The organism is Sphingopyxis sp. LARHCG72 (assembly GCF_052871675.1).
The window spans coordinates 91158-111518 of record NZ_JBIXJU010000011.1 but is presented as its reverse complement, the minus strand read 5'-3'; the positions used below and the strand labels follow the sequence as shown (position 1 = coordinate 111518).

18 protein-coding genes are annotated in these 20361 nt (G+C 65.3%); 5 read left to right on the top strand and 13 right to left on the bottom strand.

Annotated features, from left to right (window positions below; genetic code table 11):
* Positions 1 to 110: 110 nt before the first annotated feature.
* From rodA to ACIPPQ_RS19915, 5 genes are read right to left on the bottom strand one after another with little or no spacing between them, the layout of a single operon-like run.
* Positions 111 to 1217 carry a rod shape-determining protein RodA gene (rodA, locus tag ACIPPQ_RS19935; RefSeq protein ID WP_446545795.1) on the bottom strand — a complete coding sequence of 369 codons (1107 nt, stop codon included), beginning with the start codon at positions 1215 to 1217 and terminating at the stop codon, positions 111 to 113.
* Positions 1214 to 3121: a penicillin-binding protein 2 gene (mrdA, locus tag ACIPPQ_RS19930; protein ID WP_446545794.1), complete on the bottom strand. Its 1908-nt coding sequence runs from the start codon at positions 3119 to 3121 to the stop codon at positions 1214 to 1216. The genes rodA and mrdA overlap by 4 nt, the downstream gene beginning before the upstream one ends.
* Before the next feature lie 7 nt (positions 3122 to 3128).
* Complete coding sequence (locus ACIPPQ_RS19925; RefSeq protein ID WP_446545793.1) at positions 3129 to 3650, bottom strand: rod shape-determining protein MreD; 522 nt, start codon at positions 3648 to 3650, stop codon at positions 3129 to 3131.
* Complete coding sequence (gene mreC, locus ACIPPQ_RS19920; protein WP_446545792.1) at positions 3647 to 4552, bottom strand: rod shape-determining protein MreC; 906 nt, start codon at positions 4550 to 4552, stop codon at positions 3647 to 3649. The genes ACIPPQ_RS19925 and mreC overlap by 4 nt, the downstream gene beginning before the upstream one ends.
* A gap of 17 nt (positions 4553 to 4569) precedes the next feature.
* Complete coding sequence (locus ACIPPQ_RS19915; RefSeq protein WP_446545791.1) at positions 4570 to 5616, bottom strand: rod shape-determining protein; 1047 nt, start codon at positions 5614 to 5616, stop codon at positions 4570 to 4572.
* 194 nt (positions 5617 to 5810) lie between these two features.
* On the opposite strand from ACIPPQ_RS19915, the gene mutL reads away from it, so the two are divergent.
* Both mutL and ACIPPQ_RS19905 read left to right on the top strand, forming a co-directional pair.
* The gene (mutL, locus tag ACIPPQ_RS19910) at positions 5811 to 7622 is read left to right on the top strand and encodes a DNA mismatch repair endonuclease MutL (protein WP_446545790.1); all 1812 of its coding nucleotides are present in this window, start codon (positions 5811 to 5813) and stop codon (positions 7620 to 7622) included.
* 1 nt (position 7623) lies between these two features.
* Positions 7624 to 8163, top strand: a complete 540-nt coding sequence (locus tag ACIPPQ_RS19905) for a homogentisate 1,2-dioxygenase (protein WP_446545789.1) — start codon at positions 7624 to 7626, stop codon at positions 8161 to 8163.
* Here the strand turns inward: ACIPPQ_RS19905 and ACIPPQ_RS19900 are convergent.
* The 3 genes from ACIPPQ_RS19900 to ACIPPQ_RS19890 all read right to left on the bottom strand — a co-directional run bounded on the left by ACIPPQ_RS19900 (position 8155) and on the right by ACIPPQ_RS19890 (position 11778).
* Entirely contained in the window at positions 8155 to 9351 is a 1197-nt protein-coding gene (locus ACIPPQ_RS19900; RefSeq protein ID WP_446545788.1) for an alkaline phosphatase family protein, read from the bottom strand. The two genes, ACIPPQ_RS19905 and ACIPPQ_RS19900, sit on opposite strands and share 9 nt — an antisense overlap.
* Positions 9352 to 9393: 42 nt before the next feature.
* Complete coding sequence (locus ACIPPQ_RS19895) at positions 9394 to 10962, bottom strand: alkaline phosphatase D family protein (protein WP_446545787.1); 1569 nt, start codon at positions 10960 to 10962, stop codon at positions 9394 to 9396.
* A 78-nt stretch (positions 10963 to 11040) separates the two neighbouring features.
* The gene (locus ACIPPQ_RS19890) at positions 11041 to 11778 is read right to left on the bottom strand and encodes a MauE/DoxX family redox-associated membrane protein (protein WP_446545786.1); all 738 of its coding nucleotides are present in this window, start codon (positions 11776 to 11778) and stop codon (positions 11041 to 11043) included.
* Positions 11779 to 11819: 41 nt separating this feature from the next.
* On the opposite strand from ACIPPQ_RS19890, the gene ACIPPQ_RS19885 reads away from it, so the two are divergent.
* Positions 11820 to 12221 carry a MerR family transcriptional regulator gene (locus ACIPPQ_RS19885; protein WP_446545785.1) on the top strand — a complete coding sequence of 134 codons (402 nt, stop codon included), beginning with the start codon at positions 11820 to 11822 and terminating at the stop codon, positions 12219 to 12221.
* A gap of 552 nt (positions 12222 to 12773) precedes the next feature.
* Here ACIPPQ_RS19885 and ychF read toward each other — a convergent pair.
* The gene (gene ychF / locus ACIPPQ_RS19880; protein ID WP_446545784.1) at positions 12774 to 13871 is read right to left on the bottom strand and encodes a redox-regulated ATPase YchF; all 1098 of its coding nucleotides are present in this window, start codon (positions 13869 to 13871) and stop codon (positions 12774 to 12776) included.
* Between the two features lie 195 nt (positions 13872 to 14066).
* Between ychF and ACIPPQ_RS19875 the strand changes: the two genes are divergently transcribed.
* Together ACIPPQ_RS19875 and ACIPPQ_RS19870 are read left to right on the top strand one after the other, a co-directional pair.
* Positions 14067 to 14672: a CAP domain-containing protein gene (locus ACIPPQ_RS19875; RefSeq protein WP_446545783.1), complete on the top strand. Its 606-nt coding sequence runs from the start codon at positions 14067 to 14069 to the stop codon at positions 14670 to 14672.
* A gap of 65 nt (positions 14673 to 14737) precedes the next feature.
* On the top strand, positions 14738 to 15904 hold the full coding sequence (locus ACIPPQ_RS19870; RefSeq protein ID WP_446545782.1) for a serine hydrolase domain-containing protein: 1167 nt from the start codon (positions 14738 to 14740) through the stop codon (positions 15902 to 15904).
* A 42-nt stretch (positions 15905 to 15946) separates the two neighbouring features.
* Here the strand turns inward: ACIPPQ_RS19870 and ACIPPQ_RS19865 are convergent, their stop codons facing one another.
* The 4 genes from ACIPPQ_RS19865 to ACIPPQ_RS19850 form a co-directional block, all read right to left on the bottom strand.
* The gene (locus tag ACIPPQ_RS19865) at positions 15947 to 17824 is read right to left on the bottom strand and encodes a PhoX family protein (protein ID WP_446545781.1); all 1878 of its coding nucleotides are present in this window, start codon (positions 17822 to 17824) and stop codon (positions 15947 to 15949) included.
* Positions 17825 to 17968: 144 nt separating this feature from the next.
* Positions 17969 to 18964, bottom strand: a complete 996-nt coding sequence (locus ACIPPQ_RS19860; protein WP_446545780.1) for an SDR family oxidoreductase — start codon at positions 18962 to 18964, stop codon at positions 17969 to 17971.
* A 62-nt stretch (positions 18965 to 19026) separates the two neighbouring features.
* Positions 19027 to 19596 (bottom strand): aminoacyl-tRNA hydrolase, encoded by a 570-nt coding sequence (pth, locus tag ACIPPQ_RS19855; RefSeq protein WP_446545779.1) that lies wholly within the window; start codon positions 19594 to 19596, stop codon positions 19027 to 19029.
* 66 nt (positions 19597 to 19662) lie between these two features.
* Positions 19663 to 20298, bottom strand: a complete 636-nt coding sequence (locus tag ACIPPQ_RS19850) for a 50S ribosomal protein L25/general stress protein Ctc (protein ID WP_327455811.1) — start codon at positions 20296 to 20298, stop codon at positions 19663 to 19665.
* Between the last annotated feature and the right edge of the window lie 63 nt (positions 20299 to 20361).

Genomic DNA, 20361 nt, shown 5'->3' with positions numbered 1-20361 from the left:
CGGCGTGCCTTGCGGCGAAGAGGACCCCTCTTTGCTGCGAAGCGAGCGGCCCGCTATCATGCCCCTGTGGGGTTGGCAATGCCCCCGATGCCTTTTTGCCGATTTTTTTCTCAATGAAAGCGGCGGCTGCCCGTTTTGCTGTCGTTTTCGATCGCCAGCATGATGCCGACGCAGGTCATGATCGTGAGCATCGACGAGCCGCCGTAAGAGAAGAGCGGGAGCGGGATGCCGACGACGGGGGCGAGGCCCATCACCATCATCAGGTTGATCGCGATGTAGAAGAAGATCGTCATCGTGAGGCCCGCCGCGGTGAGCTGGCCAAAGCGCGTCCGCGCGCGCAGCGCGACGCGCGTCGACCAGCGCAGCAGCAGGAAGAAGCCGAACAGCAGCGCGAGCCCGCCGATCAGCCCCCATTCCTCCGCCATCGTCGCGAAGATGAAATCGGTGTGGCCTTCGGGCAGGTAATCGAGATGGCTTTGCGATCCGTTGAGGAAACCCTTGCCGCCGATGCCGCCCGAACCGATCGCGATCTTCGACTGGCTGATATGATAGCCGGCGCCGAGCGGGTCGCTTTCGGGATCGAGGAAGATCAGCACGCGTTTCTGCTGATAATCGTGGAGGAACGAGAAGAGCACCGGCAGCGCTGCGATCCCGGCGACCGCCGTGCTGCCGAACCACCAAAAGGGAAGGCCAGCGACGAACATCACCACCACGCCGCCGATACAGATCGCGAGCGCGGTACCGAGGTCGGGTTGCAGCATGACGAGCGCCGCGGGGAGGCCGATCATGATAAGCGCCGGCCAGAGCGCGGTGAAGGTGCGCGTGTTGCCGGGGGGCAATTGGGCATAGAAATGGGCGAGCGCGATCACGATCGCCACCTTCATCAGCTCGGACGGCTGCAGGTTCATGAAGCCGAGGTTGAGCCATCGCTGGCTGCCCCCGCCGACGAAGCCGAGCAGTTCGACCGCGATCAGCAGAACCAGGACGCCGATATAGCCGATATAGGCGAAATCCTCGAATATCCGGAGCGGGAAGCGCCCGATGACGAGCGCGGCGCCGAGGAAGACGAGGAAACGCACGCCCTGCTGCCACGCCCAAGGCGACCAGTTGCCGCCTGCGGCCGAATAGAGGACGAGCAGGCCGAAACCGGTGATCCCGGCGAGGATGGCGATCAGCTTCCACGGAATGCGCTGGATGGCGGGCGGGACAGGGATCATTGCGGCACCCCCGGTTCGGGATCGCTCGACGCGCCCGCCTTCCACGCCGCATAATCGCGGTCCATACGTTCCTTGATCGTGCCGCCCCAGCCGGCTTCGAAAGTCTCGAGCGCTTCCATCGCCTTTTCGCGGTCGAAGAGAAAGGTCATGAAATCCTTGGCCACCGGCGCTGCTGCGCGCGATCCGCCCATGCCATGTTCGATCACGACAGCGGTCGCATAGCGCGGGTTGACCACCGGCGCGAAGCCGATGAACAGGCCGTGGTCGCGGAATTTCCACGTGCCGCTTTTCCCGTTCCCGGTGCCGAGGCCGCGCACCTGCGCGGTGCCGGTCTTGCCCGCCATCGTGATACCGTCGAGCGGCAGACGGCTGCGCACCGCGGTGCCGGCGCCGTTGACGACAAGGTCCATGCCGTGACGCGCGACGGCGAGCGCTTCGGGCGAGAAGGGCAGGGGCTCATTCTTGAATTCGCGGTTGACCAGCCGCGGATAGAGGTGGCGGCCCGATGCGATGCGCGATGCCATCACAGCAAGCTGGAGCGGGTTCACGCTGACATAGCCTTGCCCGATGACCGCGTTGAGCGAGTCCGACGCCGACCATTGCTGGTCGTATTTCTTCATCTTCCACGCACTGTCCGGGATGGTGCCGTAACGCTGGTTGCTGCCCGCGAGCTGGAATTCCTCACCGAGCCCCAGAAGCCGCGCGGTGGGGGCCATCGCGTCATAGCCGAGGCGATGCGCGAGCCAGTAGAAATAGCTGTTGCAGCTTTTCATAATCGCCGACGGCATGTCGAGGCTGCCGTGCGTGCCGAGGCAACGGAAGAAGCGGCTGCCGAGGCGGTAGCCGCCGACGCAGGTGTGCCGTTCGCTCGGGTCGACGCCATGTTCGACCGCGGCGATCGCCGCCATCGGCTTCAGCGTCGAACCCGGCGGATAGAGGCCGCGCGTCGCCTTGTTGATCAGCGGCTGATGGTCGTCGGCGCGCAGCCAGGCATATTCATTGCTGCTGATGCCGTCCGAAAAGCTGTTCGGATCGAAGCTCGGCATCGACACGAAGGAGAGGATGTCGCCGTTCTGGCAGTCGATCACGATCGCCGCGCCCGATTCGCGTCCCATGCGCCGCGCGACATATTCCTGCAGGTCGGCATCGATCGTCAGGTGCACGGTCTTGCCCTGCGTATCGGGTTTGACACCGAGTTCGCGCACGACCTTGCCACGCGCGGTGACCTCGACGCGTTTCGCACCGGGTTCGCCGCGCAGCATCGGCTGGAAATATTTCTCGAGCCCGTCCTTGCCGGTGCGGAAGCCGGGGGTGATGTAGAGCGGGTCCTTGACCTTCTGATATTCCTCGGCGGTCGGCGCGCCGACATAACCGATCAGGTGACCGACCGCGGCGCCGGTCGGATAGTTGCGCGCGAAGCCGCGCTGCGGCGCGACGCCGGGCAGTTCGGGCAGGCGGACGAGGATCGAGCTATATTCGGCCTCGGTCATGTCCTCCTTGACCGCGACGGGCTGGAATCCCGATGCGGCCTTCAGGTCGCGATTGATCCGCTCCATCGCGTCGCCGTCGAGGCGCAGCAGCGTCTGGAGCTGGCCGAGCACCAGCTCCTTATTGTGCAGCCGGTCGGGAATGATGTCGATGCGCAAGGACACGCGGTTGTTCGCGAGCGCCTTGCCATGGCGGTCGACGATCCAGCCGCGCCGCGGCGGAACCAGCGTCAGGTTGACACGATTGCTTTCCGATTCAAGGACATATTTGTCGTTGTCGATAACCGATATATAGGCCATTCGCGCCGCGAGCGCGACGCCGACGGCCGCCTGCGCACCGCCGACGACGAGCGCGCGGCGGGTGAAGGTTATGCCCCTCCAGGCTTCGGTAATCGGCGGGCTCTTCTTTTTCGGCATCGGGATTTTATCGACGTTTCAGTCGGAAATTGTCAAACTTGCCGGTCAGGCGCATGAACAGCGGGACGAGCAGTGCCGAGACGATGATCTGCGGCACGATCAGCCCGAGCACGCGCCCCGTATCGGCGTGCGGATGGACGATGAGCGCCGCGAGCGACTGGATGATCGCGATCAACAGCGCCGCAATGGCCCAGTCGTGGAGGAAGCCGCGCCAATAGATGCGCTGCGACGAATAATGGATCGCGATGCTGGCGATCGTCCACAGCCCCGCCGCCGTGCCGATCGGCTGGCCGCTGAACAGATCGTCCCACAGCCCCAGCGGCAGGCCGATCCACACCGGCCACATTTCGGTGCGCAACAGCTGCCAGCACAGGAAGAACAGCAGGCCGAGCGGCGGCAGCACCGGCGAATTGGCGATCAGCGGCAGCATCAGCGGCAGCGCGGAGGCGAACATCACGCTCGCGACCGGCACGATGCGCATCCGCCACAGCGACGCCGGTTCGCCGAGGCGCGGGCCTTTCTGGTTCATGGCGCGCCGGTGGGGGCGGGGGCTGGCGCGGGACCCGGCAGCCCCTGCGCTTCGATATTGTCGGGGGTGTAGGGACGCAGCACCGACACCGCATCGACCTTGCCGGGGTCGGCGAGCGGACGCGCGAGCGCGCCGTCGTCCTGGCGCCGCACGACGATCGCAACGGGGATGTTCGGCGGATAGAGCCCGCCGGTACCCGAGGTGACGAGGATATCGCCCGGCTTGAACGGATTGTTCGCGATGTTGAGCGTGCGGATGTCGAGGTCGCCGTTGCCGCGGCCATAGGCGAGCGCGGGCAGGCCGTCGCGCGCGCGGCGGACGGGGACGATATTGTCGACGTCGGTGAGCAGCAGCACCTGCGAAACAGAGGGCCCGCTCGACAGCACGCGCCCGATCAGCCCGTCGGCGCCGCGCACCGGCTGGCCCGCGGCGACGCCGAGGTTGCGGCCGATGCTGAGCAGCGCGATGCGCTTGCTGCTCGTCGAGGTCGAGGTCAGCAGATAACCGTTGGCGAGCGCGGTCTTGTCGGTTTCCTGGAGCTTGAGCAGCGCTTTCAACTGGCGATTTTCTTCCTGCAGCGAACTGGTCGCGACCAGTTCGCGCCGGGTGTCGGCCAGTTCCTTGCGCAGCCGCCGGTTCTGCGTCCCCGCCCGCACATAGGCGCCGACAGTATCGTCGATCCCCGAAATCGACCCGATCGCCGACCGCGACGCGCGCGCGATCGGCGCAGTGATTTCCTGGCTCGCCACGCGGAGCTGGGCAAAGCCGACGGGGTCAACGACCGAAAGAACGGCCAGCAACAGGCCCGCCACTGCCCCTGTCACCGCAATGACATAGGCAACGAACAGGCTGTACTGGGCCTTTCGGGATTGCCCCGGACGCCGATGTGCCGGGCGGACCATGGTTCAGCGCCTTGGTATCAGGCTTGCTGCAACACGCCGCGGAAGGCGGGGTCTTCCATCGCGCGGCCGGTGCCGATCGCGACGCAGGTCAGCGGATCTTCGGCCACCGTGACCGGCAGGCCGGTAGCGTCACGCAGCAGTTCGTCGAGCTCGGCGATCAGCGCGCCGCCGCCGGTGAGCACGATGCCCTGATCGACAATGTCGGCAGCAAGTTCAGGCGCGGTGTTTTCGAGCGCGATGCGCACGCCCTCGACGATCGTGCCGATCGGTTCGGACAGCGCTTCGGCGATCTGTGCCTGGTTGATCGAGATTTCCTTGGGGACGCCGTTGACGAGGTCGCGACCCTTGATGTGGATCGTCAGCCCGACGCCATCGGCGGGGATGCGCGCGATGCCGAAATCCTTCTTGATCCGTTCGGCGGTCGATTCGCCGATCAGCAGATTATGGTGTCGGCGGACGTAGGATACGATCGCTTCGTCCATCTTGTCTCCGCCCGCGCGGACCGAGGTGGTGTAAGCGAGACCGCGGAGTGAGAGCACGGCGACTTCGGTCGTGCCGCCGCCGATGTCGACGACCATCGAGCCGATCGGTTCGGTGACGGGCATGTCGGCGCCGATCGCGGCGGCCATCGGTTCTTCGATCAGCCACACTTCGCTCGCGCCAGCATTCGAGGCGGCGTCGCGGATCGCGCGGCGTTCGACGCTGGTCGAGCCCGAGGGGACGCAGATCACGATTTCGGGGCTGCGGAACGCGTTGGGCTTGCCGCCGTGCACCTTGGTGATGAAGTGCTTGATCATCTGTTCGGCGACGTCGATGTCGGCGATGACGCCGTCGCGCAGCGGGCGGATCGCCTCGATGCTGTCGGGGGTCTTGCCCATCATCAGCTTCGCGTCGTCGCCGACGGCCTTCACCCGCTTGATGCCGTTCAACGTCTCGACCGCAACGACCGAGGGTTCGTTCAGGACGATGCCCTTGCCGCGCACGTACACAACCGTGTTCGCGGTGCCGAGGTCGATAGCCATGTCTTGGGAATTGAATTTGAACCAGCGGGAAAAGAAGGACATCGATATTGCTTCCTGTCAGCGAAGCCGCGCCCTTGATGGACACGCCCCCTATCGTGATTTCATCCGCGCGCCCGGCCGGCGACAGCTACAATCAGGGGGAGATTCCGGCTCGTCCACGAAGGGTGGCTGGACAAAATGATCAGGGCTGTGCGGATGGGTCGCGATTTGCGTTCGACTGCGCTAGGAGAGCGGCCATGTCAATACGTCGCCTGCCGGAAAAGCTAGTAAATCGGATCGCAGCCGGTGAAGTGGTTGAAAGACCCGCTGCGGCGCTCAAGGAACTGGTTGAGAACGCCATCGACGCGGGTGCGACTCGCATTTCGGTGCGAATCGCCGAGGGCGGGATTTCGCGGCTCGAGGTCGAGGATGACGGGTGCGGGATGACCGCCGCCGACATGGCGCTCGCGCTCGAACGCCATGCGACCTCGAAGCTGCCGACCGACGCGATCGAAGATGTCACGACGATGGGTTTCCGCGGCGAGGCCTTGCCATCGATCGCGAGCGTCGCGCGGCTGACGCTCGAAAGCCGGGTCGCGGGCGGCGACGGATGGAAACGCGTCGTCGACAATGGCGCGGTGGTGGCCGAGGGGCCGGCGGCGCTCGCGAAAGGCACCCGCGTCGCCGTCGAGGACCTGTTCGCGCGCGTTCCCGCGCGGCGCAAGTTCCTCCGCAGCGGACGCAGCGAATATGCCGCGTGCCTCGATGTCGTGCGGCGGCTCGCGATGGCGCGTCCCGACATCGGCTTCACCCTCGAGCATGACGGGCGGCGCGTTCTCGACGTGCAGGGCGGGCAGGACCAGCTTTCGCGTGTTGCGGCGCTGACGCAGCGCGAGCTGGTGGCGAACAGCATCGGCGTCGATATCGACCGCGGCGAGGTCCATCTCGGCGGCGTGATCAGCCTGCCGACCTACAATCGCGGCATCGCCGACCATCAATATCTGTTCGTCAACGGCCGCCCGGTGAAGGACCGGCTGCTCATCGGCGCCTTGCGGGGCGCCTATGCCGACCTGCTCGCGCGCGATCGTCATCCGGTCGTCGCGCTGTTCCTCGACGTGCCGACGAGCGAGGTCGATGTGAACGTCCATCCGGCGAAGACCGAGGTGCGCTTCCGCGACCCGCAGCTTGTGCGCGGGATGATCGTCGGCGGCCTCCGCCGCGCGCTCGACGAACATGGATTCCGCAGCGTCCAGCGGCCCGCCGAAGCCGCACTCGCCGCCTGGCAGCAGGAGCCCGTCGCTCCCGAACCCGCGACGGGTTTCCTGTTCGGGCACCGCAGTGAACCCGCGGTGCACCTGTTCGGCACCGACATCGCGCCGCCGGGCGAGGATGTCGCGCGCGTCTATGACCGCATCACGCCCTTTGCATCCGCCGCGCCGCTCGCGGGGCGTGCCGAGGTCGCGACGCTGCCGCCGCCCGAGGCCGAGGCGCATCCGCTCGGCGTCGCGCGCGGACAGATTGCGAAAACCTATATCGTCGCCGAGGCCGAGGACGGCCTGGTCATCGTCGACCAGCACGCCGCGCACGAGCGGCTCGTGCTCGAGCAACTCCGCCGCGGGATGAGCGGGCAGGCGGTGCCGTCGCAGGGGCTGCTGCTTCCCGAGGTCGTCGAACTCGACGAGCCCGCGTGCGACCGGCTCGAGGCGGCGGCGTCGCAGCTCGCTACGCTCGGGGTCGAACTCGAACGTTTCGGCCCCGCTGCGGTGATGGTGCGCGCGACCCCCGCGATGCTCGGCGCGATCGATTGTCGCAAGCTCGTCACCGATATCGCCGACGATCTTGCGGGTTACGACGCGGCGCTGGGGCTGAGCGAGCGGCTCGAACTGGTCGCGGCGACGATGGCGTGCCACGGATCGGTTCGCGCCGGGCGGACATTGAGCGTTGCCGAGATGAACGCGCTGCTCCGTACGATGGAGGTGACGCCGCACAGCGGTCAGTGCAATCATGGGCGGCCGACGTGGGTGAAGCTCGCGATGGAGGATGTCGAGAAACTGTTCGGGAGGAAATAGGATGAAGCTTGGGATCATCGCCATTTCACTGGCCGCATTGTCACCCGCGACGGCGTTTGCGGCACCGGCCGAAAAGCCCGTAGCGGCCTGTCCCGCCGCGCCGGTCCTCCCGCCCGAACTCGCGGACTGGTCGCGCGATGCGGCCGGCAAGACGATCTATGCCTATGGCGACGATCTCGGCGCCGGCTGGTCGCCGCTCGGCGCGGCGCGGACGGCGTTGCCGCTGCACAAGTTCGAAAGCCTGCGTTATGGCGTCGCGCCCGAACGCAAGCCTGACGTCCATAAATTCGGCGGGATGATCCCGATCGATGTGAAGAGGGCGGGGCGGCTTGTGGTCGCGCTCGACGCGGGGGCGTGGATCGACCTCGTTCGCGATGGCGCCATAGTGAAATCGATGACCCACGGGCATGGCCCCGCCTGTTCGGGTATCCGCAAGATGGTCGAATTCGACGTGATGCAGGGGCGCTACCAGCTCCAGATCGTCAACGCGCCGACCGCCTCGATTCACGCGATGGCGGTGCTGCGCGACTGGCTACGGTAGGCGCTTGACCAGCAGGCCCGTCGCATCGCTGGGCAGCGGCGCGACGCCGATGAGCCGCATCAGCAGCGGATAGACCTCGATATTGTCGACGATCCCGATGTCGCCTTTGAGGCCGGTGCCGCTGGCGATAAACAGCGCGAGCATCTCGGGATCCTGATTGTCATAGCCGTGCGCGCCGCCCTTCACGGGCCATGTCGGGGTGCCCGCGACGATCGACCAGCCGGGTTCGGCGATGCAGATGATCGCTGCGACGCGCGGGTTCTGGCCGTAGTGCAGCCGTTTGGGCAGCTCCTCGCGGCGATTGCACGCCATATGATCGTGCGGTTTCAGCAGCGCCTTATACACGCGGTCGTCGGTTCCGGCGGCGGGTTCGATGGCGGCGTAAGGGCCGGTCTCGACCGCGATGATGCTTGGCAGGTCGATCAGGTCGGCGAGCTGGATGATACGGTTCTCGTCGATCGCACGCATCCCATGGTCGGCGACGACGATCATCCGCGCGGGCTGTCCCATCGCGGCAAGGCCGGCGGTGAGGTCGCCGATGCGCGTATCGACTTCGGTGATGGCGGCGTTGACCTCGGCGCTGTCGGGACCGAATTTGTGCCCGGCATCGTCGACCGCTTCGAAATAGAGCGTGACAAAGGCGGGGCGGATATCGGCGGGGCGGCGCATCCAGTCGAGCAGGGTGTTGACGCGCTGCGCATAGTCGACATGCGCGTCATAACGCATCCAGTCGGGTGGGCGGCTCTCGTGAATCGCGACCTCGCTGCCGGGCCAGAACATCGTCGCGCTGCGCACCCCGGCCTTGCCCGCGGTCACCCATGCCGGTTCGGCCTCGTCCCACCAGAAGGGATCGAGCGACTGTTTCGGATCGCCGAGGCTGAACCGCACATCGGGGCGCCGCGGATCGATCATATTGTTGCCGACGATCCCGTGATTGTCGGGGCGCTTGCCGGTGACGATCGCATAATGGTTCGGGAAGGTCTTGGTGGGGAACGAGGGACGCAGCTTGCCATGCACGCCTTCGGCCGCGAGCCGCGACAGGTTCGGCGTGATCCCGCGATCAAGGTAATCGGCACGAAAGCCGTCGATCGAGATCAGGATCGTGACGGGTTGGCGCGCGCTTCCCTCCTGCGCCTGCGCGGCGAGGGGAAGGAGGAGGGCGAGCAGCAGCGAAAGGAGGCGGTTCATGCCGGGTCCGCTATGGCGCTTATGTGACCGTCCCGCGACACGTCACGCCATCTTGATCCCGGCGACGTCGCGCTCGACGACGCCCGTCGCGCGTTTCGACAGCGTGTTCACCGGCGTCGTCACTTTGTCGACGACCATGAAATGCGTCTGCCACGCGTCGCGATTGACGTCGCACACGATATAGCCGCGCTGGTCGTTGGCGAATTTGAGCTCGGGGTTGAGCTTGAGGAAGGTATCGGTGCCGTTTCTCTGATCGCTGCCGTCACCGCCCGAGGAGATCGAGGTCGCGACGAATTCGGCGCCGACGACCTTGTCCTTCGAGACCAGATCGCCGCAGAAATTCTGATGCTCGTCGCCGGTGAGGACGATATTGTTCTTCAGCCCTGCCATGCGCGACAATATGCGTTCGCGCGGCGCTTCATACCCTGCCCAGCTGTCGAGGTTGAGGATCTTCTTGGGCTCGTCGGGCTTGCGCCGCCGGTCGAGCGACATCATCGTCACCTGCTGCGCAAAGGCGTTCCAGGTCGCACCGCCCTTCGCGAGGTTGCGGCCGAGCCATTCCTCCTGCGCCTTGCCGAGCACCTGCGCATTCTTGTCATAGACTCCCGGGCAGGCGGGCTTGAAACCGTCGTCGCACGGCTGGTCGTCGCGATATTGCCGCGTATCGAGCAACTGCATCGCCACCAGGTCGCCGTACCGGAATTCGCGGTTCATCGCGACCATCCCGCCGCGTGGCAGCAGCGCCTTGCGCACGGGCATATGTTCGTACCACGCCTGCATCGCCGCCTGTTTCTTGAGCATGAAGATTTCGGGCGACGCGGCTTCGGGGTCGTTGACGTCGAGCCCGAGCTTCCAGTTATCGACGTCCGAGACCCAGTCGTTGCGGATCTCGTGATCGTCGAAGCTCGACAGGAAGGCATGGACCGATCGCGCTGCCTGCAGGTCGATGTCGCCAAGCTGCTGCGCATAGGCATTGCGGAAATCATTGACGTCGACGAGCGCGCGGAAGGCGTGTTTGCGTACCGGGCGTGTCGGCAGCCCGGTGTTGAACAGATATTCCTCGCTATATTCGTAGATGAAGTCGCCATAGTGATAGACGAAGGCGAGGTCTTCGCGCGCGAGGTGGCGATAGGCGCCGAAAAAGCCTGCCTCGAAATGCTGGCACCCGGCGACCCCGAATTTCAGCGCGTCGGTCTTCGCACCGGGCGCGGGCAGGGTGCGCGCGCGGCCGCGCAGGCTGCGCTCGCCGCCCGCGGTGAAGCGGTAATAATAGGGGCGGTCGGGTTCGAGCCCCGCAACCTCGACATGGACGCTGTGCGCGAGTTCGGGGCGCGCGAGTTCGGTGCCCTTCGCGACCACGCTGCGAAAGCCGCTGTCGCTCGCGACCTCCCAATCGACCGGGAAGTTTGCCAGCGGCATCCCGCCGTGGCGTTCCATCGGTTCGGGGGCGAGGCGCGTCCAGATGACGAAACCGTCGCTCGCCGGATCGCCCGCCGCGACGCCGAGGCTGAACGGGAACTCACGGAAAATACCGCCCTCGGCGCGCAGGATCGCGGGGGCGGCAAGGCCGGCGAGCGTGGCCCCGGCAAGGAAATGGCGGCGATTGAACATGGCTGGGCTCCGTGGGGGCGAATCGAAGCCCCTGATAGCCCAGCCATATGTTTCATCAATGACCGATACGGGAAGGGATCAGAACCACATCCGCGCCATCCACAGCGCCATCGCGACCATCATCACATTCTCGGTAAGCGAGACGAAGCCCAGCGGCACCTTGCTGCTGCCGCCGACGCATGCGCATTTGATGTCGCGCTTGTCGATATAGACCGCCTTGAACACCGACACCGCGCCGATGCCGCCGATGAACAATGCGAGGGGGATCGAGAGCCAGTTGAACGCGTGCGCCGTCATGAGCACGCCCGCGAGACCCTCCGCAAAGGGATAGATGCTGGCGTAAGGGACCCAGCGCTTGGCGAGCAGGTCGTAATTGAGAAACATCGTCGCAAATTTGTCGACGTCCTGCAGTTTCAGCAGCGCGAGCACGATCATGCTGAACGAGATGAACCATTCGGCGGCGCGGAGGGTGAGGGCGTCGCCGTAGACCGAAAAGCTGGTCGCGAGCGCCATCAGCGCGGTCATCGCGAACAGCGCGATCACCGGCGTGTAGCTCATCGCATCGGGATCGGCGACCTTCAGCCCGAAATGGCGGCGGAGGTCGTCGTAACCGCCGATGCGTACGCCATCGATGAAGGTCTGCGGCGTCGTCTTGACGTCATGCTCGGCCTTGAATGCGTCGGTTTCCTCGCGCGTCGTCAGCCAGCGGTCGTCGACCGCGAAGCCGCGGCTTTCGAGCAGATGTTTTGCCTTGAGGCCATAGGGGCAGGTGTGCCCGGGCATGACCATGCGATGGAGGGTTGCTTGCTTTGTCATGCGCCCCATATAGCGTCCGTACCATGGTACGGAGTCAAGCGATGCAATGGACGATCGGCAAATTGGCGGCGGCGGGCGACGTCGGGGTCGAAACGGTGCGCTATTACCAGCGCCGCGGGCTGATGGGCACGCCCGCGCGTAGTGGAGGCGACGGCTGGGGCGGCGGCGTACGGCGCTATGATGCCGACGACCTGCGCCGTCTCAAATTCATCCGCTCGGCACAGGCTTCGGGCTTCACGCTCGACGAGATATCCGAACTGCTCGCGCTCGAGGCGAGCGACGATCGCGTCCGCGTGCGCACGCTGGCGCGGGCACGGATCGAGGTTCTCGACGAAAAGATCGCGCAGATGACCGAAACCCGCGCCGCGCTCGCGCGCCTCGCGGACCAATGCGCGGCGAGCGACAAGGGGCCGTGTCCGATTCTGGCGGCATTCGAGCCGTAGGACTTCGTCGGAGCTTGTTACGAAAATGTCCGCTTCAAAAACGAAGCCAGTCGTCGCCCCCGCGAAGGCGGGGGCCGTTGGAGATATAGCTCAGGCCCGATGGCGGCCCCCGCCTTCGCGGGGGCGAGGGATTGTTTGGACGTCAGCTTCCCACCCCTTGGACGACATTCCGCCGAAGGTCTGTTACAGCCATTGCGGGCTGTGGGCGCCAGCCGCGCGGAAATCGTGAGGGAGCAGGGCGAGATGATGGAGAGTTTCGGGGCACTAGTCGGCTGGACACACCATGATGCGGGTGATCGCATCATGCTCCGGCTCGAAAGCGTGCAGTCTTCGGAAGCCGCGAGGAAGCACGACCCCGATCTTTTTCGGTTCCTTATGACGAGGCAGCAAGCGGCTATCCTGGGAAACTACCTGGTGCAGCTTTCGGGTCAGCCCCCGATCGTTCCGAAAAAGCGGGGCTGGTTTCGTCGTCGGTTCGGCTGACCGGCCTTTCGGTCACGGCGTGGAACGGCCCGCTCGATCCCGGCCGAACCTCGCAATGACGGCTTCGGATCAGCTGTGCAGGAAGTGCATCACGTCGCCGTCGTGCACGACATAGGCCTTGCCCTCGGCGCGCAGCTTGCCCGCTTCGCGTGCCTTCGCTTCGCCGCCCAGTGTGACATAATCGTCATAGGCGATCGTTTCGGCGCGGATGAAGCCCTTCTGGAAATCGCTGTGGATTTCGCCCGCGGCCTCGGGCGCGGTCGCGCCGGTGTGAACCGTCCACGCGCGCGCTTCCTGCGGTCCGACGGTGAAGAAAGTGATCAGGTGCAGCAGCTCGTAACCGGCGCGGATGACGCGTGCGAGGCCGGTTTCGTGGAGGCCCATTTCCTCGAGGAACTCGAGCCGGTCTGCCATGTCCATCGTCACCAGCTCGCTTTCGATCGCAGCCGACACGACAACGGCTTGCGCGCCTTCGGCCGCCGCCTTCGCGAACACCTTTTCGGAGAACGCATTGCCGTTCGCGGCGCTGCCTTCGTCGACGTTGCAGACGTAAAGGACGGGCTTCGAGGTCAGCAGCTGCGCGGTGCGCAGGACGCGCGCTTCCTCGTCATCCTTGGGTTCGACCAGCCGCGCGGGCTTGCCTTCGCGCAGCAGGTCGAGCGCCTGCCCGAGGACCGAGGCAGCGATCTTCGCTTCCTTGTCGCCCTGCGCGGCTTTCTTGGCAAAGGCAGGGACGCGCTTTTCGAGGCTTTCGAGGTCCGACAGCAGCAGTTCGGTCTCGACCGTTTCGGCGTCGGCAACCGGGTCGACCTTGTTTTCGACATGCTGGATGTCGTCGTCTTCGAAACAGCGCAGCACGTGGACGATCGCGTCGACCTCGCGGATGTTGCCGAGGAACTGGTTGCCGAGCCCTTCGCCCTTCGACGCGCCGCGCACGAGGCCGGCGATGTCGACGAAGGCGAGCTGCGTCGCGATGATCTTCTTGCTCGTCGCGATGGCGGCAAGCTTTTCAAGGCGCGCGTCGGGCACCGCGACATTGCCGATATTTGGCTCGATGGTGCAGAAGGGGTAGTTCGCCGCCTGCGCTGCCGCGGTTTCGGTCAGCGCGTTGAACAGGGTGGACTTGCCGACGTTGGGCAGGCCGACGATCCCGCATTTGAAACCCATAAAAACTCCGTGAGGTTCGGCGCGCGATTGAGTGAGGCGCCGCTGTTGCAGCGCCCCTAGCGCCAGATTGCTTCCGGCGCCAGTCCCTGCCGCTGCGCTTTGCCGTTGCGGCCCGTTCAGACTTGCGCCTTTATCGCACTCGCCATGACGCAGCCTCGCCTCCTTTTTGCCGCCACTGTCCTTTTGTCTCTTGGCGTGACCGTCACAGTCGCGGCGCAAAGCCGGTTCGAGGAGGGCGTTTTCACCGAACTCAATCGCTTTCGCAGCGATCCCGCGGCCTACACCGAATATCTGCGCGACTATCGCCCGCGCTTCGAGGGCAAGCTGCTGGTTGCCGACGACGACAGCGAGATCGACATCATGACGCGCGAGGGCGTCGTTGCGGTCGACGAGGCGATCCGCGACCTGCGCCGGGAGAAACCCTTGCCGACGCTGGAATGGAGTGGTGCGCTGGCGCGCGCCGCGGCCGACCATGTCGCGGTCCAGTCACGCTCGGGCGCGGTCGGCCATCATACAAGGGGAAGCGGCCCCGGCGAACGGATGAAGGCGCGCGGCGGCGGCCCTTATGTCAACGAGGTCATCACCTATGGCCATCACACGCCCGAAGGCGTCGTCGATCAGCTCCTCATCGACGATGGCGTGCCCGATCGCGGGCATCGTCACAGCCTGCTGCGATCGACGCACCGCTATGCCGGCGTCGCCTGCGGGCCGCATCCGGTGCATCGGACGATGTGCGTGATCCTGATGTCGCAGACGCGCGACGGCTCGCCGCCGCCGCCGCCGCAAAGAAAAGCCCCCTGACCCGACGTCTTGCCAGCTGTATTGCGGTGATATAGCAGTTCAGAGTGGCAGATCGGGAGATTGCGATGCGCGACGCGAAACTGGCGTTGGCTTTACCGCTGTTGATGACCACGAGCGCCCAAGCGACGCCCGTCGCCGACCAAGGCGTGGCCGACCCGGTCACCGTTGCGAAAACCGCGCAACAGGCGATGGCGGCGACCGGTGCACGGGGACTCGCCATCGCGGTGATCGACAAGGGCAAGGTCGTCTCGGTCCAGAGTTTCGGCGAGCGCAACGCCAAGGGCGAGCCACTGACCCCGCAGACGATCATGTACGGCGCCTCGCTGACCAAGGTGGTCTTCGCGTATACGGTGCTGCGGCTGGTCGACGAGGGCAAGGTCGATCTCGACAGACCGATCGCCGCGATGCTGGCGAAGCCGCTTCCCGACTATGGCAACATCGAGGCCTATGGCAATTGGGGCGACTTGGCAGGGGACGAGCGCTGGCGGGGGGTTACACCGCGCCATATCCTGAATCACAGTACGGGTTTCGCGAACTTTTCTTTCCTCGAACCCGATCACAAGCTGCGTTTCCATTTCGATCCAGGCAGCCGCTACGGCTATTCGGGCGAAGGGATCATGCTGCTCCAGTTCGGGCTCGACAAGGGGTTGGGGCTCGACACGGCCCAACAGGTGCAGCGGCTGGTCTTCGACCCGCTCAAGATGCCCAATAGCAGTCTCGTCTGGCGCCCCGATTTTGCGGCCAACTATGCCGACGGCTGGACGCTCGGCGGCAAGGTCGAGGCGCATGACGAACGTGGCCGTGTGCGCATGGCCGGATCGATGGACACGACGATCACTGACCTCGCCAATTTCGCGGCGGCCTTGGTATCGGGTGAGGGGCTGTCGAAAAAGGCGCGATACGAGTTGTTCCGTCCGGGCCTGCCAATCCGTTCGGCTTCGCAGTTCCCGACGCTCGCTGGCGACGTGGCCGAAGCGCAGCAACATAAAGGCTTGATGGCGAGTGTCGGCCTGATCACCTTTACCGGACCGAAGGGGGCCGCTTTCTTTCGCGGCGGACACAACGATTCGACGGGCAACGCGCTCGTGTGCCTCGTGAATCAGCGACGCTGCGTGCTTGTCATGTCGAACGATGTCCGCGCCGAAGCCGCGTTCCCGATGATCGTGCGTGATATCCTCGGCGAAACCGGCGCGCCCTGGCGCTGGATCTTCGGCGATATGAAGTTCGTCTGAGGCTCGCCGCCCGCTCCCCTTGCGAGAGCGGGCGGCGCGCGATCAGTTGCCGACCGGCTGGTTGTCGGTGCGGCGTACGACGACGGTCGACGAACGCGGCTGTTCGCCCGCGACCGGCCAGTTGCCCGTCGGGTGCTGGATGTTGACGAAGAAGGTCTTAAGGTCGGGCGTGTAGGCGAGGCCCGTGATCTCGCAGCCGAGCGGGCCGACGAGGAAGCGCTTCGACTGCTTGCTCGTCTGGTCGACATAGAACATCGCGTTATGACCGAAAGCCTGGTCGATCGTCCGGCCCGCGACGCCCGAATTGCCCGGAACGCTGTGGTCGGTCTGCACCCACATACGGCCCTGCGGGTCGATGCGGAGGCCGTCGGGGCTGGAGAAGGTGTCGCCGTTGATGTTGCCGACAAGGTTGCTGCCCCCCGATGCGAGCGACGGGTCGCCCGCGGTCAGGAAGATTTCCCAGCTGAACTTGGTCGCCAGCGGCGAATCGCCTTCTTCGCGGAACTTGATGATGTGACCGTGCAGATTGCTGACGCGCGGGTTCATCGGGTTGGTGACGCGGCGGCCGCTGTTGTTCGTCAGCGTGACGAACACCGCCTTGTTGTCGGGCGCGACGGTGACCCATTCGGGGCGGTCCATCACGGTGCCGCCGGCGACGCGCGCTGCCGAAGGCGTGTTGATCAGTACGTCGGCCTGATTGTTGAAATTGACGATCGTCGGGGCCGGCGGGGTCGTGCTCTGGCTGGTATTGCCGGGGTCGGATGCGCCGGCGGTCAGGCCGTTCTGACCGACAACGAGCGCGCGCCATTCGCCGGTGCCGTCGCCGTTGAAGCGCGCAACATAGAGCGTGCCATAGTCGAGCAGGTCGGTGTTCGCCGCGCGGTTCGATGCGCTGTACGCACGATCGGGGACGAATTTATAGATGCAGCCCGGGGTCGAATCGTCACCCATGTAGAATGCGACGCGGCGATCGGCGTTCGCCATATAGGCGACATTCTCGTGGCTGAAGCGGCCCATCGCGGTGCGCTTCGTCGGCTGCGCGAGTTCGCGCAGCGGATCGATCTCGACCACCCAGCCATAGTTGGTCGCAGGCTGCGTCGGATCGAGATAATTGTCGGTCGTTTCTTCGCAGGTCAGATAGGTGTCCCACGGAGTGCGGCCGCTCGAGCAATTGTTGAGCATGCCCTTGATGCTGCCCGACAGCAGGCCCGCGGCGGGACCGCCCGCGCGATAGCTGCTGTTGCCGGTATAGCGGCGGTTATAGGTCGATCCGGCCTTCACCGCCCATTTGCCGTCGGTGCCCTTGGCGATCTCGACGACGCCGATGCCGACCGCGGACAGCGCGAGCGCCTTCTGGTCGGCGGTCGCGGTCGCGGCGTTGTAGCTGCCCGCCATCAGGATGTTGAAATCGGGATATTCGTAATTCATCGCGAGCAGGCCGCCATTGTTTGCGTCGACGCCGGGCAGGGCGAAATATTCCATCCCGTCATGGTTGCCGCCGGCCCATTTCTCGGCGACCGCGGGGGTAGGGAAGCTACCCGAATAGGCGGTGCCGGATTCGACCGAATCGCCGGCCTTCAGCAGCACGTCGACGGTGTAACCCGCGGGTACGGTGACCTTGTCGTCTTGGTTCGCGGCGACCGCGGCGAAATTGACCGCATAGCTTACCGGGGGGGGCGTCGGGGTCGGCGTGGGCGTCGGGGTGGGCGTCGGCGGAACCGTGACGGGCGGGGTGGCGCCGTCGCTGTCACAGCCCGCGAGCACGGCGGCTGGAATGACGGAAAGCCCGAACAGCCCGTTCCTCAGCAGCGTGCGGCGCGACGGGTTTTCGGCGACGATCGCCTCAAGGCTGCCGGGCCCCGGAAGGCTATCGGTTTCGCCGCGATACGGCGCGCGGGCGTCATCGGTAAGATGTGACATGCAGTTTCCCCTGTTTTTCGGTTGAACCCCGGGACTCGAACATCCCGGTTTGGAGGTGGCGCACCGATTGCAGAGGTTGATGTCAGCCGCGTTGCTCGAACGCGTCGAATTGCAATGACTTATATGACGGACTTGTGACGGGCGTCAGTCGTGCACTGCCTTGACCAGCGGGCCGAGCTGCCCGCCGCCGAGCCATGCGAGCTGGACTTCGGCCGAAACGCGGTTGATCGCTTCCTGCGGCTTGTTGCCGGGATGCACCGCCCGGCGCAGCGGCCGCTTGCCGGCGGGCATCGCCATGATCTCGGCGATCGCGCGCGGCACATCGGCGGGATCGGCGCTGCGGCCGCTGCCGTCCTCGGTCCCCATGCCGCGGGTGAAGGGCGCATAGGCCGCGAGCAGCGCGGCATCGCTGCGATCGCGCAGCGCACCCGTATAGGTGTTGCGATTGACCCACACCTTGGTCGGATAGCCGCCCGGCTGGATGATCGTCACGTCGATCCCGTGCGGCACCAGTTCATAGGCGAGCTGTTCGGACAGCGCCTCGACCGCGAATTTGGTGGCCGAATAATGCCCCCCACCGGGCACGATGACGCGGCCCAGCTGTGACGAAATGTTGAAGATCTGCCCGCTTTTCGCGCCACGCATCTGCGGCAACAGCGCGCGGAGCATCCGCTGGATGCCGAGGACATTGGTTTCGAAAATCAGTCGGGTGGCCTCCATGTCCTGCACCTCGACCGGTCCGGTGATGCCGATACCCGCATTGTTGACCAGCGTGTCGATGCGCCCGCCCGCAAGTTCGAGTGCTTTTGCCGTTCCCGCCGCGACCGACGCGTCGTCGGTGACGTCGATCTCGACGACCTGCACGTCGAGCTTGCCCTGCGCAGCCTCGGCGGCCAGTGACTCTGCCTCGGGTCGCGGGATGTTGCGCATCGTCGCGATCACCTTCGCGCCGAGGAGAGCATAATAAAGCGCCCCGATGCGGCCGAAACCGCTCGATGCGCCGGTGATCAATACCGTGCGGCCTTTCAGCGACGGCACCGCGGCCGGCGGCGTGGCATGGAGAAGGGCGGGGGCCGCGGCGGTGAGCGCGGCAGCCCCCGCGATAAGCTCTCGGCGGCTGGGGCTGTGACGATCGGACATGTGGGGGCTCCTTTCGGGGAGCCATCATGCATCAGCTGGCGCAAAGCGCAAACTTCGTTGCGTCAGCCCTGCAAACGCAAGGCAAGGTCGCTTTGGAATCGCACATCGTCGCCGTCGGCGAGCCATTTCGCCTCCGCCGCTATCGCGCCGAGCAGGTCGATCAGCGGTTCCATTTCGCTCTTGTGGTAATTGCCGAGGACATGGCCGGTCACGCGGTCCTTGTGCCCCGGATGGCCGATGCCGATGCGCACGCGGCGGAAATCCTCGCCGATATGCTGGATCATCGACCGGATGCCGTTATGGCCCGCCGCGCCGCCGCCCTGCTTCACCTTGACCTTCATCGGCGTGAGGTCGAGCTCGTCGTAGAAGGCGGTGACGTCCTGTGGGGCCAATTTATAGAAATCGAGCGCGGCGCGCACGCTGCGGCCGCTTTCGTTCATGAAGGTGCCGGGTTTGAGCAGCAGGATGCGCTGCGATCCGATGCGACCTTCCTGGACCCAGCCCTGGAATTTCTTCGCGGGCGCCGGAAAGTCGTAGAAATCGGCGATGACGTCGGCGGCCATGAAGCCGACATTGTGACGGTGCATCGCATATTGGGGCCCGGGATTTCCGAGGCCGACCCAGAGCTGCATGAAAGTGCCTTTCCCGGGTCCGGTGGAAACGCCCCTCCCGCATAGGGGAGGGGCGGTCCGAAATGCTTAGGCTTCGTCGCCGCCTTCGGCAGCTTCGCCTTCGTCCTTCGTCGTGTCGCCGTCGCTCGACTTGAGCGCCGACGGGGCAACGATGGTCGCGATGGTGAAGTCGCGGTCGGTGATCGCGCTTTCAACGCCCTTGGGCAGGGTGACGTTGCTGATGTGGATCGAATCGCCGACGTCAAAGCCGGTGACGTCGATCGCAATCTCGTCGGGAATCTTGTCCGCGTCGCAGACGAGTTCCAGTTCGTGGCGAACGATGTTCAGCACGCCGCCGCGCTTCAGGCCCGGCGAGGCGTCTTCGTTCGCGAACACGACCGGCACGGCGACCTGGACGGTCGCGCCCTTGGCGATGCGCAGGAAGTCGGCGTGGATCGGACGATCCTTGACCGGGTGGAACGCGACGTCCTTCGGCAGGGTGCGGATGGTCTTGCCACCGACTTCGATCATCACGACCGAGTTCATGAAGTGACCCGTCATCAGCTGCTTCATCAGCAGCTTTTCTTCGACGTGGATCATCAGGGGTTCTTCCTTGCCGCCATAGACAACGGCGGGGACACGACCTTCACGACGCAGTTCACGCGAGGCTCCCTTGCCTCCGCGTTCGCGCGTCTCGGCCGTCAGCGTCAGCTGATCGCTCATCATATTTCTCCGAGATTCGGTTACACAGTTCCGCCACGCCTCCAGGGATGACCATGACGGAAG